Source organism: Cellulomonas sp. WB94 (assembly GCF_003115775.1).
In the GTDB taxonomy this organism is placed as follows: Bacteria; Actinomycetota; Actinomycetes; order Actinomycetales; family Cellulomonadaceae; genus Cellulomonas_A.
The window spans coordinates 112,367-132,434 of sequence record NZ_QEES01000003.1; the positions used below are offsets into that span (position 1 = coordinate 112,367).

General features: G+C 72.8%; 20 protein-coding genes. 6 read left to right on the top strand and 14 right to left on the bottom strand.

Annotation, left to right across the window (positions count from 1 at the left end):
• Window positions 1-34 precede the first annotated feature (34 nt).
• Both DDP54_RS14420 and DDP54_RS14425 read left to right on the top strand, forming a co-directional pair.
• Window positions 35-685, top strand: coding sequence for a TrkA family potassium uptake protein (locus DDP54_RS14420; RefSeq protein ID WP_109132745.1), 651 nt, complete (start codon window positions 35-37; stop codon window positions 683-685).
• Entirely contained in the window at window positions 682-1,356 is a 675-nt protein-coding gene (locus DDP54_RS14425; RefSeq protein ID WP_109132694.1) for a TrkA family potassium uptake protein, read from the top strand. The genes DDP54_RS14420 and DDP54_RS14425 overlap by 4 nt, the downstream gene beginning before the upstream one ends.
• On the opposite strand, the gene DDP54_RS14430 is transcribed toward DDP54_RS14425, so the two are convergent.
• From DDP54_RS14430 to dut, 4 genes are all read right to left on the bottom strand, one after another.
• Window positions 1,289-2,026, bottom strand: coding sequence for a DUF3159 domain-containing protein (locus DDP54_RS14430; protein WP_242448486.1), 738 nt, complete (start codon window positions 2,024-2,026; stop codon window positions 1,289-1,291). The two genes, DDP54_RS14425 and DDP54_RS14430, sit on opposite strands and share 68 nt — an antisense overlap.
• Window positions 2,019-2,387, bottom strand: coding sequence for an OB-fold nucleic acid binding domain-containing protein (locus DDP54_RS14435; protein WP_109132695.1), 369 nt, complete (start codon window positions 2,385-2,387; stop codon window positions 2,019-2,021). The genes DDP54_RS14430 and DDP54_RS14435 overlap by 8 nt, the downstream gene beginning before the upstream one ends.
• Window positions 2,384-3,175 carry a DUF3710 domain-containing protein gene (locus DDP54_RS14440; protein ID WP_109132696.1) on the bottom strand — a complete coding sequence of 264 codons (792 nt, stop codon included), beginning with the start codon at window positions 3,173-3,175 and terminating at the stop codon, window positions 2,384-2,386. The genes DDP54_RS14435 and DDP54_RS14440 overlap by 4 nt, the downstream gene beginning before the upstream one ends.
• A gap of 93 nt (window positions 3,176-3,268) precedes the next feature.
• The gene (dut, locus tag DDP54_RS14445; protein ID WP_109132697.1) at window positions 3,269-3,745 is read right to left on the bottom strand and encodes a dUTP diphosphatase; all 477 of its coding nucleotides are present in this window, start codon (window positions 3,743-3,745) and stop codon (window positions 3,269-3,271) included.
• Between the two features lie 59 nt (window positions 3,746-3,804).
• Between dut and DDP54_RS14450 the strand changes: the two genes are divergently transcribed.
• Window positions 3,805-4,284: a DUF3093 domain-containing protein gene (locus tag DDP54_RS14450; RefSeq protein ID WP_109132698.1), complete on the top strand. Its 480-nt coding sequence runs from the start codon at window positions 3,805-3,807 to the stop codon at window positions 4,282-4,284.
• 79 nt (window positions 4,285-4,363) lie between these two features.
• Here DDP54_RS14450 and DDP54_RS14455 read toward each other — a convergent pair whose 3' ends face one another.
• The 3 genes from DDP54_RS14455 to DDP54_RS14465 all read right to left on the bottom strand — a co-directional run bounded on the left by DDP54_RS14455 (window position 4,364) and on the right by DDP54_RS14465 (window position 6,458).
• Window positions 4,364-4,663, bottom strand: a complete 300-nt coding sequence (locus tag DDP54_RS14455) for a DUF4193 domain-containing protein (protein ID WP_109132747.1) — start codon at window positions 4,661-4,663, stop codon at window positions 4,364-4,366.
• A gap of 159 nt (window positions 4,664-4,822) precedes the next feature.
• Window positions 4,823-5,629, bottom strand: a complete 807-nt coding sequence (locus DDP54_RS14460; protein WP_242448497.1) for an inositol monophosphatase family protein — start codon at window positions 5,627-5,629, stop codon at window positions 4,823-4,825.
• Between the two features lie 145 nt (window positions 5,630-5,774).
• Window positions 5,775-6,458 (bottom strand): TRIC cation channel family protein, encoded by a 684-nt coding sequence (locus DDP54_RS14465; protein ID WP_242448487.1) that lies wholly within the window; start codon window positions 6,456-6,458, stop codon window positions 5,775-5,777.
• 65 nt (window positions 6,459-6,523) lie between these two features.
• Here DDP54_RS14465 and sepH point away from each other — a divergent pair, with 65 nt between their 5' ends.
• Window positions 6,524-7,639 carry a septation protein SepH gene (gene sepH, locus DDP54_RS14470; protein ID WP_109132700.1) on the top strand — a complete coding sequence of 372 codons (1,116 nt, stop codon included), beginning with the start codon at window positions 6,524-6,526 and terminating at the stop codon, window positions 7,637-7,639.
• Between the two features lie 19 nt (window positions 7,640-7,658).
• Here the strand turns inward: sepH and DDP54_RS14475 are convergent, their stop codons facing one another.
• From DDP54_RS14475 to DDP54_RS14490, 4 genes are all read right to left on the bottom strand, one after another.
• Window positions 7,659-8,333, bottom strand: coding sequence for a thymidine kinase (locus DDP54_RS14475; RefSeq protein WP_109132701.1), 675 nt, complete (start codon window positions 8,331-8,333; stop codon window positions 7,659-7,661).
• 17 nt (window positions 8,334-8,350) lie between these two features.
• On the bottom strand, window positions 8,351-9,553 hold the full coding sequence (locus DDP54_RS14480; protein ID WP_109132702.1) for a nucleotide pyrophosphatase/phosphodiesterase family protein: 1,203 nt from the start codon (window positions 9,551-9,553) through the stop codon (window positions 8,351-8,353).
• Window positions 9,550-10,131: a DUF5998 family protein gene (locus DDP54_RS14485; protein WP_109132703.1), complete on the bottom strand. Its 582-nt coding sequence runs from the start codon at window positions 10,129-10,131 to the stop codon at window positions 9,550-9,552. The genes DDP54_RS14480 and DDP54_RS14485 overlap by 4 nt, the downstream gene beginning before the upstream one ends.
• 77 nt (window positions 10,132-10,208) lie before the next feature.
• The gene (locus tag DDP54_RS14490; RefSeq protein WP_109132704.1) at window positions 10,209-12,950 is read right to left on the bottom strand and encodes a GNAT family N-acetyltransferase; all 2,742 of its coding nucleotides are present in this window, start codon (window positions 12,948-12,950) and stop codon (window positions 10,209-10,211) included.
• A gap of 187 nt (window positions 12,951-13,137) precedes the next feature.
• On the opposite strand from DDP54_RS14490, the gene DDP54_RS14495 reads away from it, so the two are divergent.
• Entirely contained in the window at window positions 13,138-15,609 is a 2,472-nt protein-coding gene (locus DDP54_RS14495) for a DNA topoisomerase IV subunit A (RefSeq protein ID WP_109132705.1), read from the top strand.
• Here the strand turns inward: DDP54_RS14495 and DDP54_RS14500 are convergent.
• The 3 genes from DDP54_RS14500 to DDP54_RS14510 form a co-directional block, all read right to left on the bottom strand.
• Window positions 15,552-16,328 (bottom strand): lysoplasmalogenase, encoded by a 777-nt coding sequence (locus DDP54_RS14500; RefSeq protein WP_242448488.1) that lies wholly within the window; start codon window positions 16,326-16,328, stop codon window positions 15,552-15,554. The genes DDP54_RS14495 and DDP54_RS14500 overlap by 58 nt on opposite strands.
• A gap of 66 nt (window positions 16,329-16,394) precedes the next feature.
• Window positions 16,395-17,426, bottom strand: coding sequence for a GNAT family N-acetyltransferase (locus tag DDP54_RS14505; protein WP_109132706.1), 1,032 nt, complete (start codon window positions 17,424-17,426; stop codon window positions 16,395-16,397).
• Window positions 17,427-17,496: 70 nt separating this feature from the next.
• Complete coding sequence (locus tag DDP54_RS14510) at window positions 17,497-19,623, bottom strand: DNA topoisomerase IV subunit B (protein ID WP_109132707.1); 2,127 nt, start codon at window positions 19,621-19,623, stop codon at window positions 17,497-17,499.
• 133 nt (window positions 19,624-19,756) lie between these two features.
• Between DDP54_RS14510 and DDP54_RS14515 the strand changes: the two genes are divergently transcribed.
• Entirely contained in the window at window positions 19,757-20,011 is a 255-nt protein-coding gene (locus tag DDP54_RS14515) for a hypothetical protein (RefSeq protein ID WP_109132708.1), read from the top strand.
• Window positions 20,012-20,068 lie beyond the last annotated feature (57 nt).

A 20,068-nucleotide genomic window follows, 5' to 3' on the forward strand; every position in this document is an offset into this window, starting at 1 on the left:
TGGTATAGCGTGACCGGCTGTGCACTTCGTCATCATGGGCTGCGGCCGGGTCGGAGCGACTCTTGCCCAGTCGCTCGAGGGACAAGGCCACTCTGTGGCCGTCATCGACCAGAACCCCGAGGCGTTCCGGCGCCTCGACGCGGAGTTCTCCGGCAACAAGGTCACGGGTCTCGGCTTCGACCGCGACACGCTGCAGCAGGCCGGGATCGAGGACGCCTACGGTTTCGCGGCCGTGTCCGACGGCGACAACTCCAACATCCTCGCGGCACGCGTCGTGCGCGAGAAGTACGGGGTCGACAACGTCGTGGCGCGCATCTACGACCCGCACCGCGCCGAGATCTACCAGCGTCTGGGCATCCCGACGGTCGCGACCGTCCGGTGGACGGCCGACCAGGTGCTGCGCCGCCTGCTCCCGATGGGGGCGACGGAAGAGCACCGCGACTCGTCCGGCCACATCGTGCTCGCTCAGGTCGACGTCCACCCCGGGTGGGTCGGTCGGCCGCTGCGAGCCCTCGAGGAGGCCAGCGGCGCCCGCGTCGCGTACGTGACGCGCTACGGCGACGGCGTCCTGCCGACGCCGGCCACCGTCATGCAGGAGAACGACACCGTGCACGTCCTGCTGCGCACCGACGAGGCCCACCACGTCGAGCGCACGCTCACCCACGCACCGGAGGTCTCCGCATGAGGGTCGTCATCGCTGGAGCCGGTTCCGTCGGGCGCTCGATCGCGCGCGAGCTCCTCGGCCACGGTCACGAGGTCACCCTCATCGACCGGCAGCCGTCCGCGATGCGCATCGCGCAGGTCCCGGATGCCGAGTGGCTGCTCGCGGACGCGTGCGAGCTCCCCACCCTCACGCAGGCCAAGGTCGACGAGTGCGACGTCGTCGTCGCCGCGACCGGTGACGACAAGGCCAACCTGGTCATCGCGCTGCTCGCGAAGACTGAGTACGGAGTGCCGCGCACGGTGGCCCGCGTCAACAACCCCAAGAACGAGTGGATGTTCGACGAGGCGTGGGGCGTGGACGTCGCCGTGTCGACCCCGCGCATCATGACGGCGATGGTCGAGGAGGCCGTCGCGGTCGGCGACCTCGTGCGGATCTTCACGTTCCACCAGTCCGGTGCGGACATCCTCGAGCTGACGCTCCCGGTCGAGTCCGCGCTGGTCGGCGTGCGCGTCGGTCAGGTGATCTGGCCCGCGGACACGGTGCTCGCGTGCATCATCCGGGGTGACCGGCCGATCGCCCCGAGCATCGACGACACGCTCGAGGCCCACGACGAGCTGATGTTCGTCACGGGTCGAGAGGCGGACGAGAAGGAGCTCGAACGGCTCCTGACCCACGGACCATCAGCCACGTGACCCACAGGCCGACCGCGAACAGCGGGACGCCCATCACGAGCTTGGCGGTACCGAGCCACCCGACCGCGTCGCTGCCCTGCAGGTAGAGCGGGACCTGCACGGCGAGCCGCAGGCCGAACACCGCCGCCCACAGCCACGTCGCCCACGCGTACCGGCGGCGAGCCCCACGGGCCTCCGGACGGGTTCGCCACGACATGTCCTCGCCGCGGACCAGGCTCACGACCACCCCGACGGCCGGCCATCCGACCAGGACCGAGGCGGCCGCGCCCACGCACCACGCGATGTTGACTCCGAGGCCCCACGCGAAGAAGTTCTGCGCCTCACCGGTGCGCCAGGCCCACACGACACCGATCGCCACGCCGAGGACGCCGGAGAACGCCTGGGTGACCGCTGTCCTCTGCACGAGTCGCACGACCACGGCGGCCAGGGCCAGCCCGGCGGACGCGATCAGCGACGGGGCGAGCCGGTGCGTGGCGACGAACACCACGACGAAGACGAGGCCCGGCAGCGCCGACTCGACCAGCCCGCGCACGCCGCCGATCGCCTCGGTGAACGAGAACTCCTCGCCGGCGATCATCCGCACGCCGCGCGCGCCCGCGAGCGGGGCCGCGGGTCCAGCCGGTTCCGCCGGGGCCGGTTCGGGCTGCGAGGCCTCCACGAGCTCACTCACCGGGTCGGGGCCGCAGCTCGTAGCGCGGGTTGAAGACCGTCGGGCGCCCTGCGATGTCGCAGACGAACCCGTCGATGCGCAGGCGCCGCCCGGGGTTGATGCCGGCGATCGCTCGGCGGCCGAGCCAGACCAGGTCGAGGGTGCCGCTGCCGTCGTAGAGCTCGGCCTCGAGCGCGGGAACTCCCTCGCGCGGTCGCAGGGTGACGGACCGCAGCACGCCGGACACGCTGACGCGGTGGCGGTCGCTCACCTTGTCCACCGCGACGCAGCCGACCGTCTGCTTCGCCTCGGCGCGCTCCTCGGCGGCCTCGATCTCGGACTGGGACTCGAACGCCCGGTGCAGGACCTCGCGCAGGCTCATCGGATCTCCGTGATCTCCGGACCCCGGGCCATGGGGTCGAACGAGGGTGACGACGGCTCGGCGGCGTCCGGCACGATCGCCGGCCGCTCACCGGGGATGCGCAGCGGGAGCAGGTCGCGCGGAGCGCACGCCTCGGCACCTCGGACGACGACGATGTCGGAGAAGATCCGCTCGATCGCCTCGGCGGCCGCCGGGTCGACGGCAGCCTTGCCCGTCACGACCCCGCGCACGAACCAGCGCGGGCCGTCGGCGCCGATGAACCTCGCGGGGCGGTGGCCCGTGCGTCCCTCGGCCGTGCGGACGGGCAGCCTGGCGAGCAGCTCGCGACCGAAGGGCCCAGGAAGGTCGTCGGCCGAACCGCCCTGCTTGATCACCGACTCGGCGATCTCGGCCCGGATGTCGTCCCAGATCCCCTCGGTCCGCGGTGCCGCGAACGCCTGGATCTGGAGCGTGGAGCCCTCGACGCTGACCGCGGCCGCCGAGACGGCACCGGTGGCCTTGTCGATCTCCATGCGCAGCTCCATGCCCTGGACCGCGGGCAGCAGGATCGCGCCGAGGTCCACCCGGGGACCGGCCCCGGGCGCGTCGTCGACGTCCCACGGGCCCCCGGTGCGCACCGCCGCGGCGTGCGCCTCCGTGACCTGGCCGTTCGTCGCCGCATCGTCGGTCCCAGCGTCGAGCGCGTCGTCGTCGACGACCGCGTCCTCGACGTCCTGGCCCTCGACGGCGTTCTCGACCCCTGCGTCCTCGGCGGTACGCCCGTGCGTACCGCGCCGGAAAAGACCCACAGCTCGTCCCTCTTTCGAAGATGTCACCCGCCCTGGGGTACCCCACGACAGTAATCCGCCCCTGCCCCGTGTCCAGCGCGGGCGCGCAGGGCGTCAGGCGGTCGGCGTACCGGCCGACTTCCATCCGCCGCTCGAGCCGAACCCGCCGTCGCCGCGGTGCGACCCCGGCAGCCGTTCGGCCTCGACGAACCGCGCCCGCTCGACGGCCTGGATCACGAGCTGGGCGATCCGGTCACCCCGGTGCAGGACGACAGGCTCGGCCTGGTCGGTGTTGAGCAGCGTCACCGCGATCTCCCCGCGGTAGCCGGCATCGACCGTTCCCGGGGCGTTGACGATCGTCAGCCCGTGGCGAGCGGCGAGCCCCGAGCGCGGGTGCACGAACGCGGCGTACCCGTCCGGCAGGGCGATCGCGATGCCGGTCGGCACCGTCGCGCGGCCCTGCGGCGGGATCACGACGTCGACCCGGGTCACGAGATCGGCGCCCGCGTCGCCGGGGTGGGCGTAGCTCGGCACCGGCACCCCGTCGTCGAGCCGCAGGAGCAGTACCTCAAGAGTCGTGTCGCCCGTCACGGGGCCCGACCCTACCGTCTGATCGTGACCGTCCGATCCTGGGTGGGATGCTTGGTCGCATGCCTGCCGATCTTCACCGCCCGACGTCCGCGCTCTTCGCCGAGCGGCTGCGACCGGGGCCCGGGATGTGGATCGTGACCGTCGGCCTCGCCGGCATGCTGATGATCTCGTTCGTCCCGCTCGGGCTCGGGCTCGCGCTGGGCCTCGGTGCAGCGGCTCTCGTCGCGGGCGCCGTGCTGGGCCTCGCCACCGCCCCACGGATCGAGGTGGCGGGCGGCGAGCTGCGGGCGGGTTCGGCCCACATCCCGCTCGACCTGCTCGGCCCTGTGCGCGTCCTGGATCGTGCGGCGACCCGGTACGAGCTCGGACCGGCGCTCGACGCGCGCGCGTACGTGTGCCTGCGGTCGTGGATCCCCACGGCCGTCCGCATCGAGGTCGAGGACCCGCAGGACCCCACCCCGTACTGGCTCGTCTCGACTCGCCGCCCGCAGGCGTTGGTCGCCGTGCTCGCGCAGCAGTCGGCACCGACCGGGCCGTGACGCATCGAGGCCAGGAGCCCGGTCTTCCGGAGCTCCTGGCCTCGCGTGCGTCAGTGCGTCGTGCGGTGGTCGTTCGGGGTCAGGCCGCGCACTCGGAGCAGACGGGCTGGCCGTCCTTCTCGTACGCGAGCTGGCTGCGGTGGTGGACGAGATAGCACCGGGTGCAGGTGAATTCGTCCGCCTGACGCGGAAGCACCCGGACCGACAGCTCCTCGCCGGAGAGATCGGCTCCGGGGAGCTCGAATCCTTCGGCAGCTTCGGTCTCGTCCTCGTCCACCACGCCCGAGTTCTTGTCGGAGCGCCGGGCCTGGAGCTCCTGGAGCGAGTCCTCGCTCAGGTCCTCCTCGGTCTTGCGCGGGGCGTCGTAGTCGGTTGCCATCTGCGGGTTCACACTCCGGTCGTGTCGGCGGATCGTCGTACGCGGGATCAATGCTTCGGCGCTGCACTTTGTTCCCGCGGCGGTGGGATTCTGCACCATATTTGCCCGCCGCGCACCCGCACGCTGCCAGGGCACGACGACGACCACCCCGGCGCGGGCTCAGGAGTCCGTGTCAGCCTCGAGGTCCTCGAGCAACGCGATCAGCTCCTCCACGGTGCCAGGCGCACCTGCGACCGTCATCGCCTCGCCTGCCGGCCGCCCACGCAGCCCGCTGACCAGCGCGCCGGCCTCCTGCGCGACGAGCGCACCGGCCGCGTGGTCCCACGGCCGCAGGCCACGTTCGTAGTGCAGGTCGAGACCGCCGGACGCCACGGTGCACAGGTCGAGCGCGGCCGATCCGATGCGACGAATGTCACGTACCTGGGGCAGCAGCGCCGCCACGACCCGCGCCTGCGCGCGGCGACGCTCGACGGTGTAACCGAAGCCCGTCCCGAGGAGCGACTCGGCGAGCGGCCGCGCCGAGTTGACCCGGATGGCGCGACCGTCGAGCTGCGCGCCCAGGCCGCGGCCCGCGGTGTACGTCCGTCCGTCCGCGACCGAGTGCACGCATCCCGCCACCGCGGTCCACGTCGCCGGGTCGGGCTCACCCGCCACGACGGCGACCGAGATCGCGTAGGCGGGGATCCCGTACAGGTAGTTCACGGTGCCGTCGATCGGGTCGAGGACCCACGTGAGGCCCGTCGTCCCGGCGACATGCCCCTCCTCCTCGCCCAGGACCCCGTCACCCGGTCGACGCTCCGCGAGCATCCTGCGCAGCAGCGCCTCGGACGCGAGGTCCATCGCCGTGACGACGTCGATCGGGCTGGACTTCGTGGCCGCGACGTCGACCCGGTCGGGACGCCCGTCGCGCACGAGGTGACCCGCGGCCCGCGCGAGCTCCTCGGCCAGCGCGACGAGCTCGCGCACCGTCGCTGCGTCGGGCGGCGTTGCGGGGGGTGCGGCGGGGGTCGGTTCGGGTGAGCGGGGGTCGGTCTGCTGCGAGGTCACGCGACCATCCTGCCCGACCCGCCTGACCGCGAGGCGACAGAGGCACGACGCGACGGCACGCGCCTCAGCTCTCGCGCGCCCCGCCCCGCCAGGGTCCGGGGACGTTCAGGTGGAACCGCATCGCGACGAGGCGGAGCCCGAGCACCAGGCCGACGGCGACGCCCACCGTGAGCGTCGAGAGCGACGAGGTGGACCAGAGCGCGACGGTCACCGAGGCGCCGATCACCGACGGGATCGCGTAGAGCTGGCGATGGTGCAGGACGACCGGCACCTCACCCGTGAGCAGGTCACGCAGGACACCGCCGCCGACGCCCGTGATGACGCCGACGCACACCGCCGCGGTCGGGCCGGCACCCAGCGAGAGGCCCTTGACCGTCCCGACGACCGTGAAGAGCGCGAGCGCGCCGGCGTCCAGCGCGGCGATCATGCGCCGGGCCCGCTCGAGCCGCGGGTGGAAGAAGTACATCGTCACGCCCGCGAGGCACGCGGTCAGGATGAACTCCCACCGACCGATGCCCACCGGTGGGAACGCGCCGATGAGCACGTCGCGCATGAGCCCGCCCCCGAGCCCCGCCGCCCACGCCAGCACCACGATGCCGAAGATGTCGAACTGCTTGCGGATGGCGGCCAGCGCGCCCGAAAGACCGCCCACGAACACGCCGACGAGCTCCAGGAGCTGTTCGAGGGGAGATCGGGCGGCACGCCCCCGATCCAACAGCACCCGGTGCGCGCGCGGTGCGCGGCGCACCGCAGCGCCTACCGGCGATCGGGGCGTCGGGGTGGCAGTCTCGTCCCTGAGTACCGGGAGGTCGGATGGGTGAGCTCGAGCTGATAGGACTGCACGACGACGGCGAGCATCTCGTGCTTGCCGCGCCGGACGGTCAGCGCTTCCGCCTGCGCATCGACGAGCCGCTGCGTGCGGCCGTGCGTCGCGACCGGCCGCAGCTCGAGCAGCTGCGCGCCGCTCGTGCGGGGTCGTTGAGCCCGCGGGAGATCCAGACGCGCATCCGTGCCGGCAGCACCGCGCAGGAGGTCGCCGACGAGGCTGACCTCGTCGTCGAGCAGGTCCGCCGCTACGAGGGGCCCGTCCTCGCGGAGCGTGCGTTCATCGCCGACCAGGCGCGGTCGACCCGGGTCGGGCGCGACGCCGGTGCCCCCGTGCTCGGCGATCTCGTCACCGACCGCCTGGCGGCCCGTGGTGTTGCCCTCGAGACGCTCGCCTGGGACGCGCACCGATCGCCGTCCGGACCGTGGTTCGTGGTCGCGCGGTTCATGGTCGGCGACGGCGACGAGCGCGAGGCCCGGTGGACGTTCGACCCGGCGAAGCGAGTCGTGCAGGCCGACGAGGACGAGGCCCGGTGGCTGTCCGAGACGGAGATCGCCGACGAGCCGATCCCCCGTCGGCACCTGGCTGCGGTGCGGGACGTGGTCTTCGACGTCGAGGCGAACGGTGCGGTTCGGCCGGTGCTCGAGTCGGTCGACGCGCACGCCGTACTCTCGGACGACCTCGAGGACGAGCCCGACCCGCACGAGCGGACGAACGCGCTCCTCGACGACCTGAGCAGCCGCCGCGGCATCCGTCAGCTGGTCGACCTGGACGCCGACGCCGACGACGAGGAGGAGTTCGAGGGCTTCGGTCCCCAGCACGCCTTCGACTTCGCAACGTTCGAGGCCCAGGTGCCCGGTGCGCACCCTGTCGATGCCGACCCGGCTGCGGAGGCGACGGTGCTGCCCGCACCGCCCGTGCGCACGGGGCCCGCAGCCGTCACGCGGCGTTCGACCCGCGCCGGGGACGACACCGCCGCGCTCCCGGCAGCCGCTGCGCTGCCCGCCGACGAGCGGGCCGCCCCCGAGCGCGCCAAGCCACGCAAGGCACGCGCCAAGGTCCCGAGCTGGGACGAGATCGTGTTCGGCGCCAAGCCCGAGTGACGCGGGGGGGCTCGCGCCCTCACCGATCCGCCGCTGCCGGTCCCCCGTCCGGCAGGAGACCCAGGGTCTGCGGGGACGGCGCGGCCGCGCGCGCGGTCCCGGCCGTCATCCGACGCATGTGGTGGCGGCGGCACAGCACCTCGTAGCCGACGGCATCCTCGTCGGCCTTGACGTCACCGACGACGACCTGCGCGCCCTCGACGACCATCACGCCGGCCACGGTCCGGGCGTTGTGAGTCGCCCGCGCGCCGCACCAGCACAGCGCACGCACCTGCAGCTCCTCGACACGGTCCGCGATCTCCACGAGGCGCTCGGACCCGGGGAAGAGGCGCGTGCGGAAGTCGGTCGAGATGCCGAACGCGAACACGTCGGCACCGAGGTCGTCGACCACGCGCGCGAGCTGGTCGATCTGCGTCGCGGAGTAGAACTGGGCCTCGTCGCAGATCAGGTAGTCGACGGACCTGCCACGGGTGCGCAACGCGACGACCTCGGACCAGAAGTCGGTGCTGTCCGTCACCTCGTTGGCGCCGACGCTCAGGCCGAGGCGCGACGACAGGCGGGCGACGCCGGCACGGTCGTTCCGGGTGTACAGCAGCCCGTCGCGGTCCCGCGCGGCATGGTTGTGGTGCATCTGGAGGGCGAGGGTCGACTTGCCCGAGTCCATCGTGCCGGAGAAGAACACCAGCTCAGCCACCGGACCTCACCTTCTGCTCAGGCCTGCACGGTCAGGAGGGGCACCGTCAGCTCGTGCGGTGTCAACGAGCCGTGCACGCCGACGAGCTCGAGCGACATGCGCGACTGGGTCCGCGAGTCGACGACGGTCGCGCGTCCCGTCATCGCGACGACGACGTCTCCGATCATCGGCCGGACGTGCTCCGCGACGGGCCCGAACCACCCGTCGGCGACCGCGTCGTCGCCGAGCGCGACGACGGCTGCGCTCCCGAGCGTCGCGGCCCATCGACGGGCGACGGCGTGTGACCGCTCCCCCGCGTCCGGCCCGGCGGGCACGTGGAGGTGCAGTGCGCGCGGCTCCCCGGCGACAAGCTCGACGCCTTCCTTGAGGGCGGGGGTCTGCGCGACGTCCCAGCGCTGCGAACGGTCGACGTCGACCATGCCGTGGTCGGCCGTGACGACGAGGGTCGTTCCCCGCGGCAGCGACCGCGCGAGCCGCGCCAGCTCGCGGTCGAGCGTGGCCAGCTCGTTGCCCCACTGGCGCGAGCCCCAGCCGTGGTGGTGCCCGGTCTTGTCCACCTCACCCCAGTAGAGGTAGACGAGGGCCGGCCCCATCAGCTCGAACAGGGCGACGTCGACGCGGTCGGGCAGCGACTCCGCCGCCCGGTACGAGCCTCCGCGGAGCGCGGCCTCCGTGAGGCCCGAGCCCGCGAACTTCCGTGGCCCCACGCTCGTGACCGAGATGCCGCCCGCCTCGACCTGCTCGAAGACCGTCGGCTCACGCTGCCACTCACGCGGCGAACTGGCGCCGTCCCACGACACGAGGTTCGCCAGACCGCCCGTGACGGGGTTCCGCGCGGTGTAGCCCACCATCCCGGTGCGACCCGGTGACATCCCGGTGCCGAACGTGCCCATCGAGGCGGCCGTCGTCGACGGGTAGCCCGAGCAGAGATCGGTGCCCGCGGCGAGCAGTGAACGCAGGAACGGCGCCTGGCTCGCCCGCTCGGTCAGGTTGAGCAGACCGAGGCCGTCGACCAGCACGACGCAGGCGCGCTGCGACGTCGGCAGGCCCAGTGCGGCGCGCGCGGCGGGTCCGCCGGGGACGTCATGGGCGCCGATCGCATCGGCGACGGCGGGCAGGATCAGACCGATCGTGCGGTCGTAGTCCGGGAGGACGAAGCCGGCAGACGTGAGGGTCGCCGGACCGCCGCCGCGGGCCGACGCCGTGGCCGAGGCGTTCATCGTCCTCGGGCGGCGGCGTTGAGGCGGCGCGCGAACGCCGTGGCGGCGCGGACGGCGGCGGCGCCCTCGGCCACCGCACTGACACGGACGACGACGTCGTCGGGGGTGAGGGTGCCGGTCAGGCCGTGGTCGGCCTCGCACGCGGGGTCGGGGCAGGCGACCGGCTCGAGGTCGATCCGGGAGACCGCGCCCCACCCGATGGCCAACGTGATCTCCGACGCGGCGTCCCCGGCGCGGTGCTTCTCGGGCGACTCGATGACGTGCGTGAGTGCGACCGAGCGCAGCTCGGCGACGGGGACCGACTCCGTCGTGGCCGAGGCGCTCGCCGACGGGTTCTCGCTGTCTGCCGGGTGGTCGTCGACGTGGGTGACGACCAGTCGCGTCGGGGTCAGGACGAGCACGGTGACGTGGCGACGGACCTCGGCCTCGTCGAACGTCGTCTCGGGGAGCACGAGGTACGCGACGAGCTCCTCGTCAGCGAGCGCGACGTCGAGGACGTCCGCGACCAGCTCGGGGTAGTAGCCCGCTCGGTGGAGGTCATGGCGGAGATCAGTGAACGCTGCTGGCACGGCGTCCATCCTTCCACCTCGGCGACCGCCCACGGCTCGCCCTGGCAGATCGGGCCGGTCCGGGTCCTTGTCACGGCCGATCAGCCTCACGACGGCAGGGCCCGCCGCGACCCGTCCGCGCGGTCGGCCTGGGCGAGCTGCGCGTGCGCGCCGAGCAGCACCGCGCCGCGCTCGGCGACGACCACGGGGTTGAGCTCGAGGCTGCGGAGCTCGGGCAGGTCGTCGGCCAGCACCGACACGCGGGCGATGACGTCCTCGAGCGCGGCGACGTCGAGCGGAGGCAGTCCGCGGTAGCCGAAGAGGCGCGGCGCGGCGCGAGCGGTCCTGACGAGCTCCGCGACGTCGACGTCGGTGAGTGGCGGCACCGCGTAGCTGATGTCGCCCAGCAGGTCGGACGCGTCACCGGCGAGTCCGAAGCTGAGGACGGGGCCGATGAGCGGGTCCTCGGCGGTCCGCACGACGCAGGCCGCACCGTGCGGGGCCATGGACTGCACCTCGAGCGGTGCGCGGCCCGGTGCCGGGACGTGGGATGCGGCGAGGGCCAGCACCTGGTCGACGTCGGCGCGCATCTCGGCCTCGTCATGGACGTCGAGCCGGACGCCACCCAGGTCGGCCCGGTGCCGCAGCGCCGGCACGGTGGTCTTGAGCGCGACGGGCCAGCCGATGCGTCGGGCCGCCGCGACCGCCTCGTCCGCAGACCAGACCGGGATGGCCTCGAGCACGTCGACGCCGATGAACCCCAGGAGCTGGGCGGTCTGTGCTGCGTCGAGGTCCACGGTCACGCCCGGCTCGACGCCCGCGAGCCACCCGGCGACCGCCCGGCGCGCGGCGCGGGTGTCGACACCGACGGGGTGCACGCGTTCGCCCTGGTCCGCGGTGCGCCACGCGGCGTACCGCGCGGCCTGCCCGAGAGCGAGGACCGCGTCCTCGGGGGTGGTGTAGGCGGGGATCGTCCAGCTGCGCCCGGTCGCGTCGGCTGCGGTGAGCTCGGGCGTCGCGCCGTGCAGGCCCAGGAGGCAGGCGACAGTCGCCCGACCCGAGCCGGCCGCCTCGCGGGCCAGGGCGCGTCCGACCCGGCCCTCCGACTGTCCGACGATCGGCATGTGCACCGCGACGACGACGTCGACCGTGTCGTCGGCGTACAGCCGGGCGACGGTCGAGTCGATCACCTCGTCGGTCGCGTCCTCCGCCACGATGGCCGCCTGCCGTCCGACGGCGAGCCCCGCCGCCACAGCTGCCTCGGACACGAGCGAGGCCATCGAGGCCGAGCTGGCGAGGATCGCGGCGCGCCGACCGCGTGGGAGCGGCTGGTGCATGAGCAGCTGCGCGACCTCGAGCATCTGGTGGGTGTTCTCGACCCGGATGACGCCCGACTGGCGCATGACCTCCTCGAGGGTCCGGCGAGGCGCGTACGTGGTCCGGACGGCGTGACCGGGCGGGACGACGTGGCCGGACCGGCCGGCCGTGACGACGACGACGGGCTTGACGCTCGCGAGCCGACGCGCGACGCGGGAGAACTTGCGGGGGTTGCCGATCGACTCGAGGTACAGCCCGACGACCTGCGTCGCGTCGTCGTCACGCCAGAACTGCATGAGGTCGTTGCCCGACACGTCGGCACGGTTGCCCGCGGACACGAACTGGGCGAGCCCGAGGTGCCGACGACGGACCGAGGCGAGCATCGACAGCGCCATCGGCGCGGACTGGCAGAACAGCCCGAGCGTGCCCGGGGGCGGGGGCTCGACCGCGAGCGACGCGTTGAGGGTACGGCCTTCCACGGTGGACAGCAGTCCGTACGAGCCGGGCCCGACCACGCGCATGCCGGCGGCATGTGCCGTCCGCAGGAGTGCGCGCTGCAGCGCGAGCCCGTCCGGGCCCGTCTCGGCGAACCCCGCCGACAGGACGACGACGCCGCGAACCCCGAGCCGTGCGAGGGCGTGCACCGCGTCGACCGACTCGGCGGCCGGGACCGCGAGGACGGCGAGATCGACCGGCCCGGGGATGTCCGCGACCGACCGCCACTGCTGGGGCACGCCCGCCCCCTGGGGCACCCCCGCTCCGGCAAGGTCCAGCCCGACGACGTGGAGCTCGAGGTCGCCGGAGCCCGCGACGAGGTTCGCCAGGACGCGCCGGGCCAGGAGGTCCTCCATCGAGCCGGGCGCCGACGCGGTCGATGCCACGACGACCACCGACCGCGCCGTCAGGAGCCCCTGGACGCTGCGCGCCTCGGCCCGGTGCTCGCGGTCCGCCATGACCGCGAGCGACCGGTCGGTCGGGTCGAGGTCGAAGTCCACGGAGACGATCCCGTCGTCGATGGACTGCCGGACCGCGTACCCCGCCTCCCGGAACACCGCGATCATCCGACCGTTCTGCGGCAGGACGTCGGCCATGAACCGGCGCACCCCCCGTTCGCGCGCAGCGGCCGCGAGGTGCTCGAGCAGGACCGAGCCGAGCCCCCTGCCGTGGTGCGCGTCGGCGATGTTGAACGCCACCTCGGCCTCGTCGGCGCCGACGCGGTCGTAGCGGGCGACCCCGATGATCTCGTCGTCGGCGGTGACGGCGATCAGCGCGACCCGGCTGTCGTGGTCGACGTTCGTGAAGCGCTCGAGGTCACGGTCCGACAGCCGCGCGAGCGAGGCGAAGAACCGCAGGTACGTCGAACGGTCCGACTGCGCGACGTGGAACGCCTGGAGCGCCGGAGCGTCGGTCGGCAGGATGGGGCGGATGTGGGTCGTGGTGCCGTCACGCAGGACGACGTCGGCCTCCCACCCGGCCGGATAGCCGCGGCCCCCCTCGCTGGGCTCGCGCGGGTCACCGGTGACGTCGTTCATACCTGTCAGGCTAGTGCGGTGCGCGGCGGGTGACAGTGCTCGCCGCCACGCAGCGAGCCCACGCCCGCCAGCGTGCCGTGAACCCCGGCGCCGCGGGCTCGCGCGACAATGTCCGCGCACGACTGTCCGCGGACGCACGTCCACGCACGCTTGACCACCCCGCACGACACGAGGAGCCGCATCCGCCATGGCGCGCCGTAACGCGAGCACCGACGTCCCGCCCGAGGACTTCACCGAGCACATCATCGACATCGACGTCGGTGCGGAGATGCAGGGGTCGTTCCTCGAGTACGCGTACTCGGTCATCTACTCGCGGGCGCTGCCCGATGCGCGGGACGGCATGAAGCCCGTCCACCGCCGCATCCTGTTCCAGATGTCCGAGATGGGCCTGCGCCCGGACCGCCCGTACGTGAAGTCGGCGCGCGTCGTCGGTGACGTCATGGGCAAGCTGCACCCGCACGGTGACACGGCGATCTACGACGCGATGGTCCGCCTCGCTCAGCCGTTCACGCAGCGCCTGCCGCTCGTCGACGGGCACGGGAACTTCGGCTCGCTCGACGACGGCCCGGCCGCGCCGCGGTACACCGAGGCGCGGCAGTCGCCGGCCGCCCTGGCGATGACCGCCGGTCTCGACGAGGACGTCGTCAACTTCGTCCCGAACTACGACAACAAGCTCCAGCAGCCCGAGGTCCTGCCCGCCGCGATCCCGAACCTCCTGGTCAACGGCACGACGGGCATCGCGGTCGGCATGGCGACCAACATGGCGCCGCACAACCTCGTCGAGGTCATCGCGGCAGCCCGGCACCTCGTCGCGCACCCCGATGCGGGCCTTGACGACCTCATGCGCTTCATCCCGGGTCCGGACCTGCCCACGGGAGGCAAGATCGTGGGCCTCGACGGTGTCCGCGACGCGTACCGCACGGGCCGCGGGGCGTTCCGCACCCGGGCGACGACCCGCATCGAGAACGTCACGGCGCGGCGCCAAGGCATCGTCGTGACCGAGCTGCCCTACATGGTCGGTCCCGAGAAGGTGATCGAGAAGATCAAGGAGGGCGTGCAGTCCAAGAAGCTCTCGGGGATCTCTGGCGCCATGGACCTCACGGACCGGACGCACGGCCTGCGGCTCGTCATCGAGATCAAGACCGGGTTCAACCCTGAGGCAGTCCTCGAGCAGCTGTACCGGCACACGCCCCTCGAGGAGTCGTTCTCGATCAACAACGTCGCGCTGGTCGACGGTCAGCCGCGCACCCTCGGGCTCCGCGAGCTGCTCGTCGTGTGGGTCGAGCACCGGATCGACGTGATCCGGCGTCGCAGCCGCTTCCGGCTGGGCAAGCGACTCGACCGGCTCCACCTCGTCGAGGGGCTGCTCATCGCGATCCTCGACATCGACGAGGTCATCCAGCTCATTCGCACGTCGGACGACGCCGACGCGGCCCGCGCCCGCCTGCGCACCGTGTTCGACCTGTCGGACGCGCAGGCCGAGTACATCCTGGAGCTGCGGCTGCGCCGGTTGACCAAGTTCCAGCGCATCGAGCTCGAGAAGGAGAAGGAGCAGCTGCGGGCGGAGATCGCCGAGCTGCAGGCGATCCTGGCCGACGACGCACGCCTGCGGAAGGTCGTGTCCGACGACATGGCGGACGTCGCCGCGACCTTCGGTACGCCGCGTCGCACGATCCTGCTCGAGTCGGCGGGTGGCGCGACGGTGACCGGCGCGACGCCGTCGGCCCGTGCGGCGGCTCCGCTCGAGATCGCCGACACGCCGTGCTGGGCGCTGCTGTCCGCGACGGGCCTGCTCGCCCGGACGTCCGGGGAGGACTCACCGTTCCGCACCGAGGCGGGCGGTCGGCGCTCCCGGCACGACGTGCTGCGCGGCGCGATCGCGACGACGGCGCGTGGCGACGTCGGGGTCGTGACGTCCCGTGGTCGGATCGTCCGGGTCCCGGTGCTCGACCTGCCCTCGCTCCCGCCGACCGACGGCGCACCGACCCTCTCGGGTGGTGTCCCCCTGGCCGAGGTCGTCGCGCTCGACCGCGGCGAGCAGGTCGTGGGCCTCACCTCGCTCGCGCCCGACGCACCGACCCTGGCCGTGGGCACGGCCCAGGGCACGGTCAAGCGGGTCGCGGCGGGTGATGTGCCCCCCGCGAAGGAGACGTGGGAGGTCATCGCGCTCAAGGACGGCGACGAGGTCGTCGGCGCCGCCGGGGTCACGGACGACGACGAGCTCGTCCTCGTGAGCTCGGACGCCTCGCTGCTGCACTTCGCCGCGTCCGCGGTCCGACCGCAGGGCCGAGCGGCCGGCGGCATGGCCGGCATCAAGCTGGCGGACGGTCAGCGTGTCGTGTTCTTCGGCGCGGTGCTCCCGGGCGCGGACGCGGCGGTCGTGACGGTGGCGGGGACGGCCGCTGCTCTCCCTGGCACGCAGGCCGGCACGGCCAAGACGACCCCGTTCGAGCTCTACCCCGGCAAGGGCCGGGCGACCGGAGGCGTGCGAGCGCACCGGTTCCTCAAGGGCGAGGACACGCTCATCCTGGCGTGGGTGGGCCAGGCCCCGCCGCACGCGACGGGCTCGGGCGGTCAACCGATCGATCTGCCCGCGCCCGATCAGCGCAGGGACGGGTCGGGCGTACCGCTCCCGGCGCCGGTCCACGCGGTGGGCTGACCGGGCTCGTCCGTCGTCATGCTCTCCCGCCGGCGGTCCTCGACGAGGACCGCCGCCGCGAGGAGGCCCTGTCCGGCGAGATAGGTCGACATCACCCAGAACCCCGCCACGGGCAGGTGGAAGCCGTCGGCGAACGCACCGAGCGCGATGAGCGAGTCCGACACCAGGAAGATCGCACCACCGACCCCGCCGACCCGGCCCAGGCCTGTCGCGAGCACGGCCATCGTCGTCAGGCACGCCCCGTAGACGATGACCGGTCCAAGGATCGGCCCCGCACCGGGCGCGCACAAGGCGACCAGGACGACGAAGACCAGCGCGTAGGGCAGCGCGAGGACCGGCCTGCGCAGGATCGCTGAGCGCCGGGCCCCCGGCACGAACGCCGTGATGTAGCAGACCTGCGCGAGCAGGAAGAAGCCGATCATCACGACGAACGAGACGTCGTCGGGCACGAGGTCGGGGACGGTGTCGCCGAGCCAGGAGAAGCCGAGCGCGACGAGCACCAGCCGGACCCGGCGCGTGCGGGGCCGGGCCGTCCACACCGCGACAACGAGCGCGAGCGCCGGCATGAGGAACCACTGCGACCGGTCCGCGAGGCTCGACGCTCCCGCGAGCTGAGCACCGAGGTGGACGACGGCGAGCGCGAGGAGCAGGGCGAGCGCGCCGCGCTGTCGCTGGTTCGCGGGGGACCAGAGGCGCCGCGCCCTCGTCGTGACCGCCACAGGGTGCTCCTCCGCCCGGACTGGTCCTCGTCGACCAGTGGTGGCGCGATCGTAGCCTGAGCCGGCTCAGAGCTCGATCGTCACCAGGGTCGAGCCGTGGAACACCTCATAGCCGAGGCTCGCGTAGAGCCCGTGCGCGCCCGACGGGTTCGCGGTGTCCACCCCGAGCTCGACGAACTCCATGCCGTCAGCGCGGTACAGGTCCATCACGGCCGCCAGCAGCGCGGTACCGACCCCGCGCCCGCGCCACGCGCGCCGAACCCCGAGCAGCTCGGTGTACCCCGCGCTGTACCCGAGGATCGGCCAGTCGTGCTCGTACCGGCTCGACAGCAGGTAGCCCGCCACCTCCCCCGTCGCGTCGTCGAACGCGACGAGGCTCCACGGCGCCGCGAACATGCTCCGGCCGTGCGACCACGTCTCGGGTGTCCGTGGCTCGCTCCCCCAGTGGTCGGCGAACGCCTCGTTGTGCGCGACGCGGACGGCCTCGTCCACGTCGGGCGTCCAGGGGCGAAGCTGGAGACCGTCGGGGACGGCGAGGACCGGCAGAGGCACCCTCAGCGGGCGCCGCATCTCGCTGTAGTACCGGATCGGGGCAAATCCCGCCGCGGCGAACAGCGCCTTCGAGGCGGGTGCCGAGTCCTCGAGGTACGCGCAGAGCCGGCCTGGGACGTCCTTGCCCGACGCGGCGAGCAGCTGGCGGCCGCGCGCCTCCATCCAGGCGACGAGCTCGCGGCCGACCCCACGACCTCGCCAGGCCGGGTGCACGCCGCCCGTCAGGAAGGCCCGGACGACGCGCTCATCTCCCGGCGCCGTGGTGACCTGGGCGTAGGCCCGCAGCACACCCTCGGTGTCGGACCCGGCCAGGGTGTCGTGCGCGTGGTCCTTCCACTCGCCGTCGAACCACTCCGTGACCTCGTCGAGCGACGTGCGGAAGGGCTCGGCGTCGGCGGCCTCGATCGCCGCCACGAGGACCGCGAGTTCCGGGGCGTCCTGCACGCCGAGCGCCCGCCACGTCAGGCCGAGAGCCGCGTCGGGCCACGGCACGTCGACGGGGGCGGCCGCGCGCACCGCGATCGGGGCAGGGACGTGGGCACTCATCGGTCCACCATCGCGGGTGTGGTCGCCGAGCCGCAACGCAATTCGGGGCGGCGCGGCAGACCCGGACCTGTCAGGCGTCGATGCGGCTGCGGTCCAGGGAGTCTGCCCCCGCGATGATGAAGTCCTTGCGGGGCGGGACGTCCGACCCCATGAGCAGCTCGAAGATCTCCTCGGCCCGCTGCGCCCCCTCGACCGTCACGCGGCGCAGCGTGCGGTGGCGAGGGTCCATCGTGGTCTCCGCGAGCTGGTTGGCGTCCATCTCGCCGAGGCCCTTGTAGCGCTGGATGTCGTCCTTGAACCGGCGCCCCGACCGGGTCAGCTTCGTGAGCGTCGTGGCCAGCTCCGCCTCGGAGTACGTGTAGACGTACTCGTTCTTGCGCCCACCGCCCCCGATCACCTCGACACGGTGCAGCGGCGGCACGGCCGCGTAGACGCGACCCGCCTCGACCATGGGGCGCATGTACCGGAAGAACAGGGTCAGCAGCAGGGTGCGGATGTGGGCGCCGTCGACGTCGGCGTCCGTCATCAGGATGATCTTGCCGTAGCGGGCCGACTCGAGGTCGAACGTCCGCCCCGAGCCCGCACCGAGCACCTGGATGATGGCGGCGCACTCGAGGTTCTTCAGCATGTCCGTGACGGACGCCTTCTGGACGTTGAGGATCTTGCCGCGGATGGGCAGCAGCGCCTGGAAGTCGGAGCTCCGCGCGAGCTTGGCCGTGCCGAGAGCGCTGTCGCCCTCGACGATGAACAGCTCGCTGCGCGCGACGTCGTCGCTGCGGCAGTCCGCGAGCTTCGCCGGCAAGGAGGACGTCTCGAGGGCGTTCTTGCGCCGCGAGATCTCCTTCTGCTTGCGGGCCGACAGGCGCGCGCGCATCTCGCCGACGACCTTGTCGAGGAGCAGCGACGACTGCGCCTTGTGGTCGCGCTTCGGGGACACGAAGATCGCCCCCAGCTCGGTGTCGACGACCTTCGCGACGATCCCCCGCACCGGCGCGGTGCCGAGGACCTCCTTCGTCTGGCCCTCGAACTGCGGCTCGGCGAGGCGGACGGTCAGCACGGCCGTCAGGCCGGCCATCACGTCCTCCTTCTCGATGCGCTCGGTCGTGTCGCGCGCCGTGATCTTCAGGCGACGGGCGTTCGCGTCGACGGCCTTGCGCAGGGTCCGCAGGAGGGCGGCCTCGAAGCCGGCGAGGTGCGACCCACCCTTGGGGGTCGAGATGATGTTGACGAACGTCCGCACCTCGGTGTCGTACCCGGTGCCCCACCGCAGCGCGATGTCGACCTGGCACTCGCGGGTGACCTCCTGGGGCGTCATGTGCCCGCGGCCGTCGAGCACGGGAACCGTCTCGGTGAACGTGCCCGACCCGGTCAGGTGCCACGTGTCCGTCACGGCCGGGTCCGGTGCCAGGTGGTCGACGAAGTCGATGGTCCCGCCGGCATGCAGGAACGTCTCCTCGTGCGGGCCGTCCGCACCGGGGGTCCCGGGGATCCCGCGCTCGTCGCGCACCGTGATCGCCAGGCCAGGCACCAGGAAGCTCGTCTGGCGCGCGCGCGTCACCAGCTCGTCGTACGAGAACAGCGTGTTGGAGGGGAACACCTGCGGGTCGGCCCAGTACCGGACACGCGTACCGGTCCGGCCCTTCGCGGTGCGGCCCACGATGCTGAGCTCGGAGTTGTCGACGAACGGCTCGAACGGCGACTCGGGGCTCGGCTCGCCGGAGTCGTGGAAGATCCCGGGCTCGCCACGGTGGAACGTCATGAGGTGCGTCTTGCCGCCACGGTCGACCTCGACGTCGAGCCGCGCGGACAGCGCGTTGACGACCGAGGCGCCGACACCGTGCAGGCCGCCCGACGCCGCGTACGAGCCGCCGCCGAACTTGCCGCCGGCGTGCAGCTTGGTGAACACGACCTCCACGCCGGTCAGGCCGGTCTTGGGCTCGAGGTCGACCGGGATCCCGCGGCCGTTGTCGCGGACCTCGACCGACGAGTCGGCGCGCAGCACGATGTCGATCCGGTCGCCGAACCCACCCAGGGCCTCGTCGACGGAGTTGTCGATGATCTCCCAGAGGCAGTGCATGAGCCCGCGCGAGTCGGTGGACCCGATGTACATCCCGGGGCGCTTGCGGACGGCCTCGAGTCCCTCCAGGACCGAGAGGTGCCTGGCGGTGTAGCTGGACTCTGCCGATGCCGTCGTCACGATGCCTGAGCGTAATCGACGGCACCGACGGGCTCGCGGCGACGTGCCGGTCAGCGCCCGGGTCGGGCGGGTATGCGTTTGTTCCCGACGCCCGTGCCTGTACGCGGAAAGCGAACCTGACCGTTTCGATGCGATGGAATCGGCCGCCCGCTGGTTGTATAGCGATGTGACTGGGACAACGACCGAACCGCTGACCGTAGCCGACCGCTGCGACCGTTGTGGCGCGCAGGCCTACGTCCGGGTGCAGCTGACCGTGGGCGAGCTCTTGTTCTGCGCCCACCACGCTCGTGAGCACGCACCGAAGTTCGCCGAGCTGGCGACGTTCGTGCAGGACGAGACCGACCGACTCCTCGCCGAGCACGGAGCGGGCGCCGGCGCCGCGCGCTGAGCCCCCGCTCCCGACACCACTACCGGAGCCACCGGCTGACACCGATTCCGTAGACGA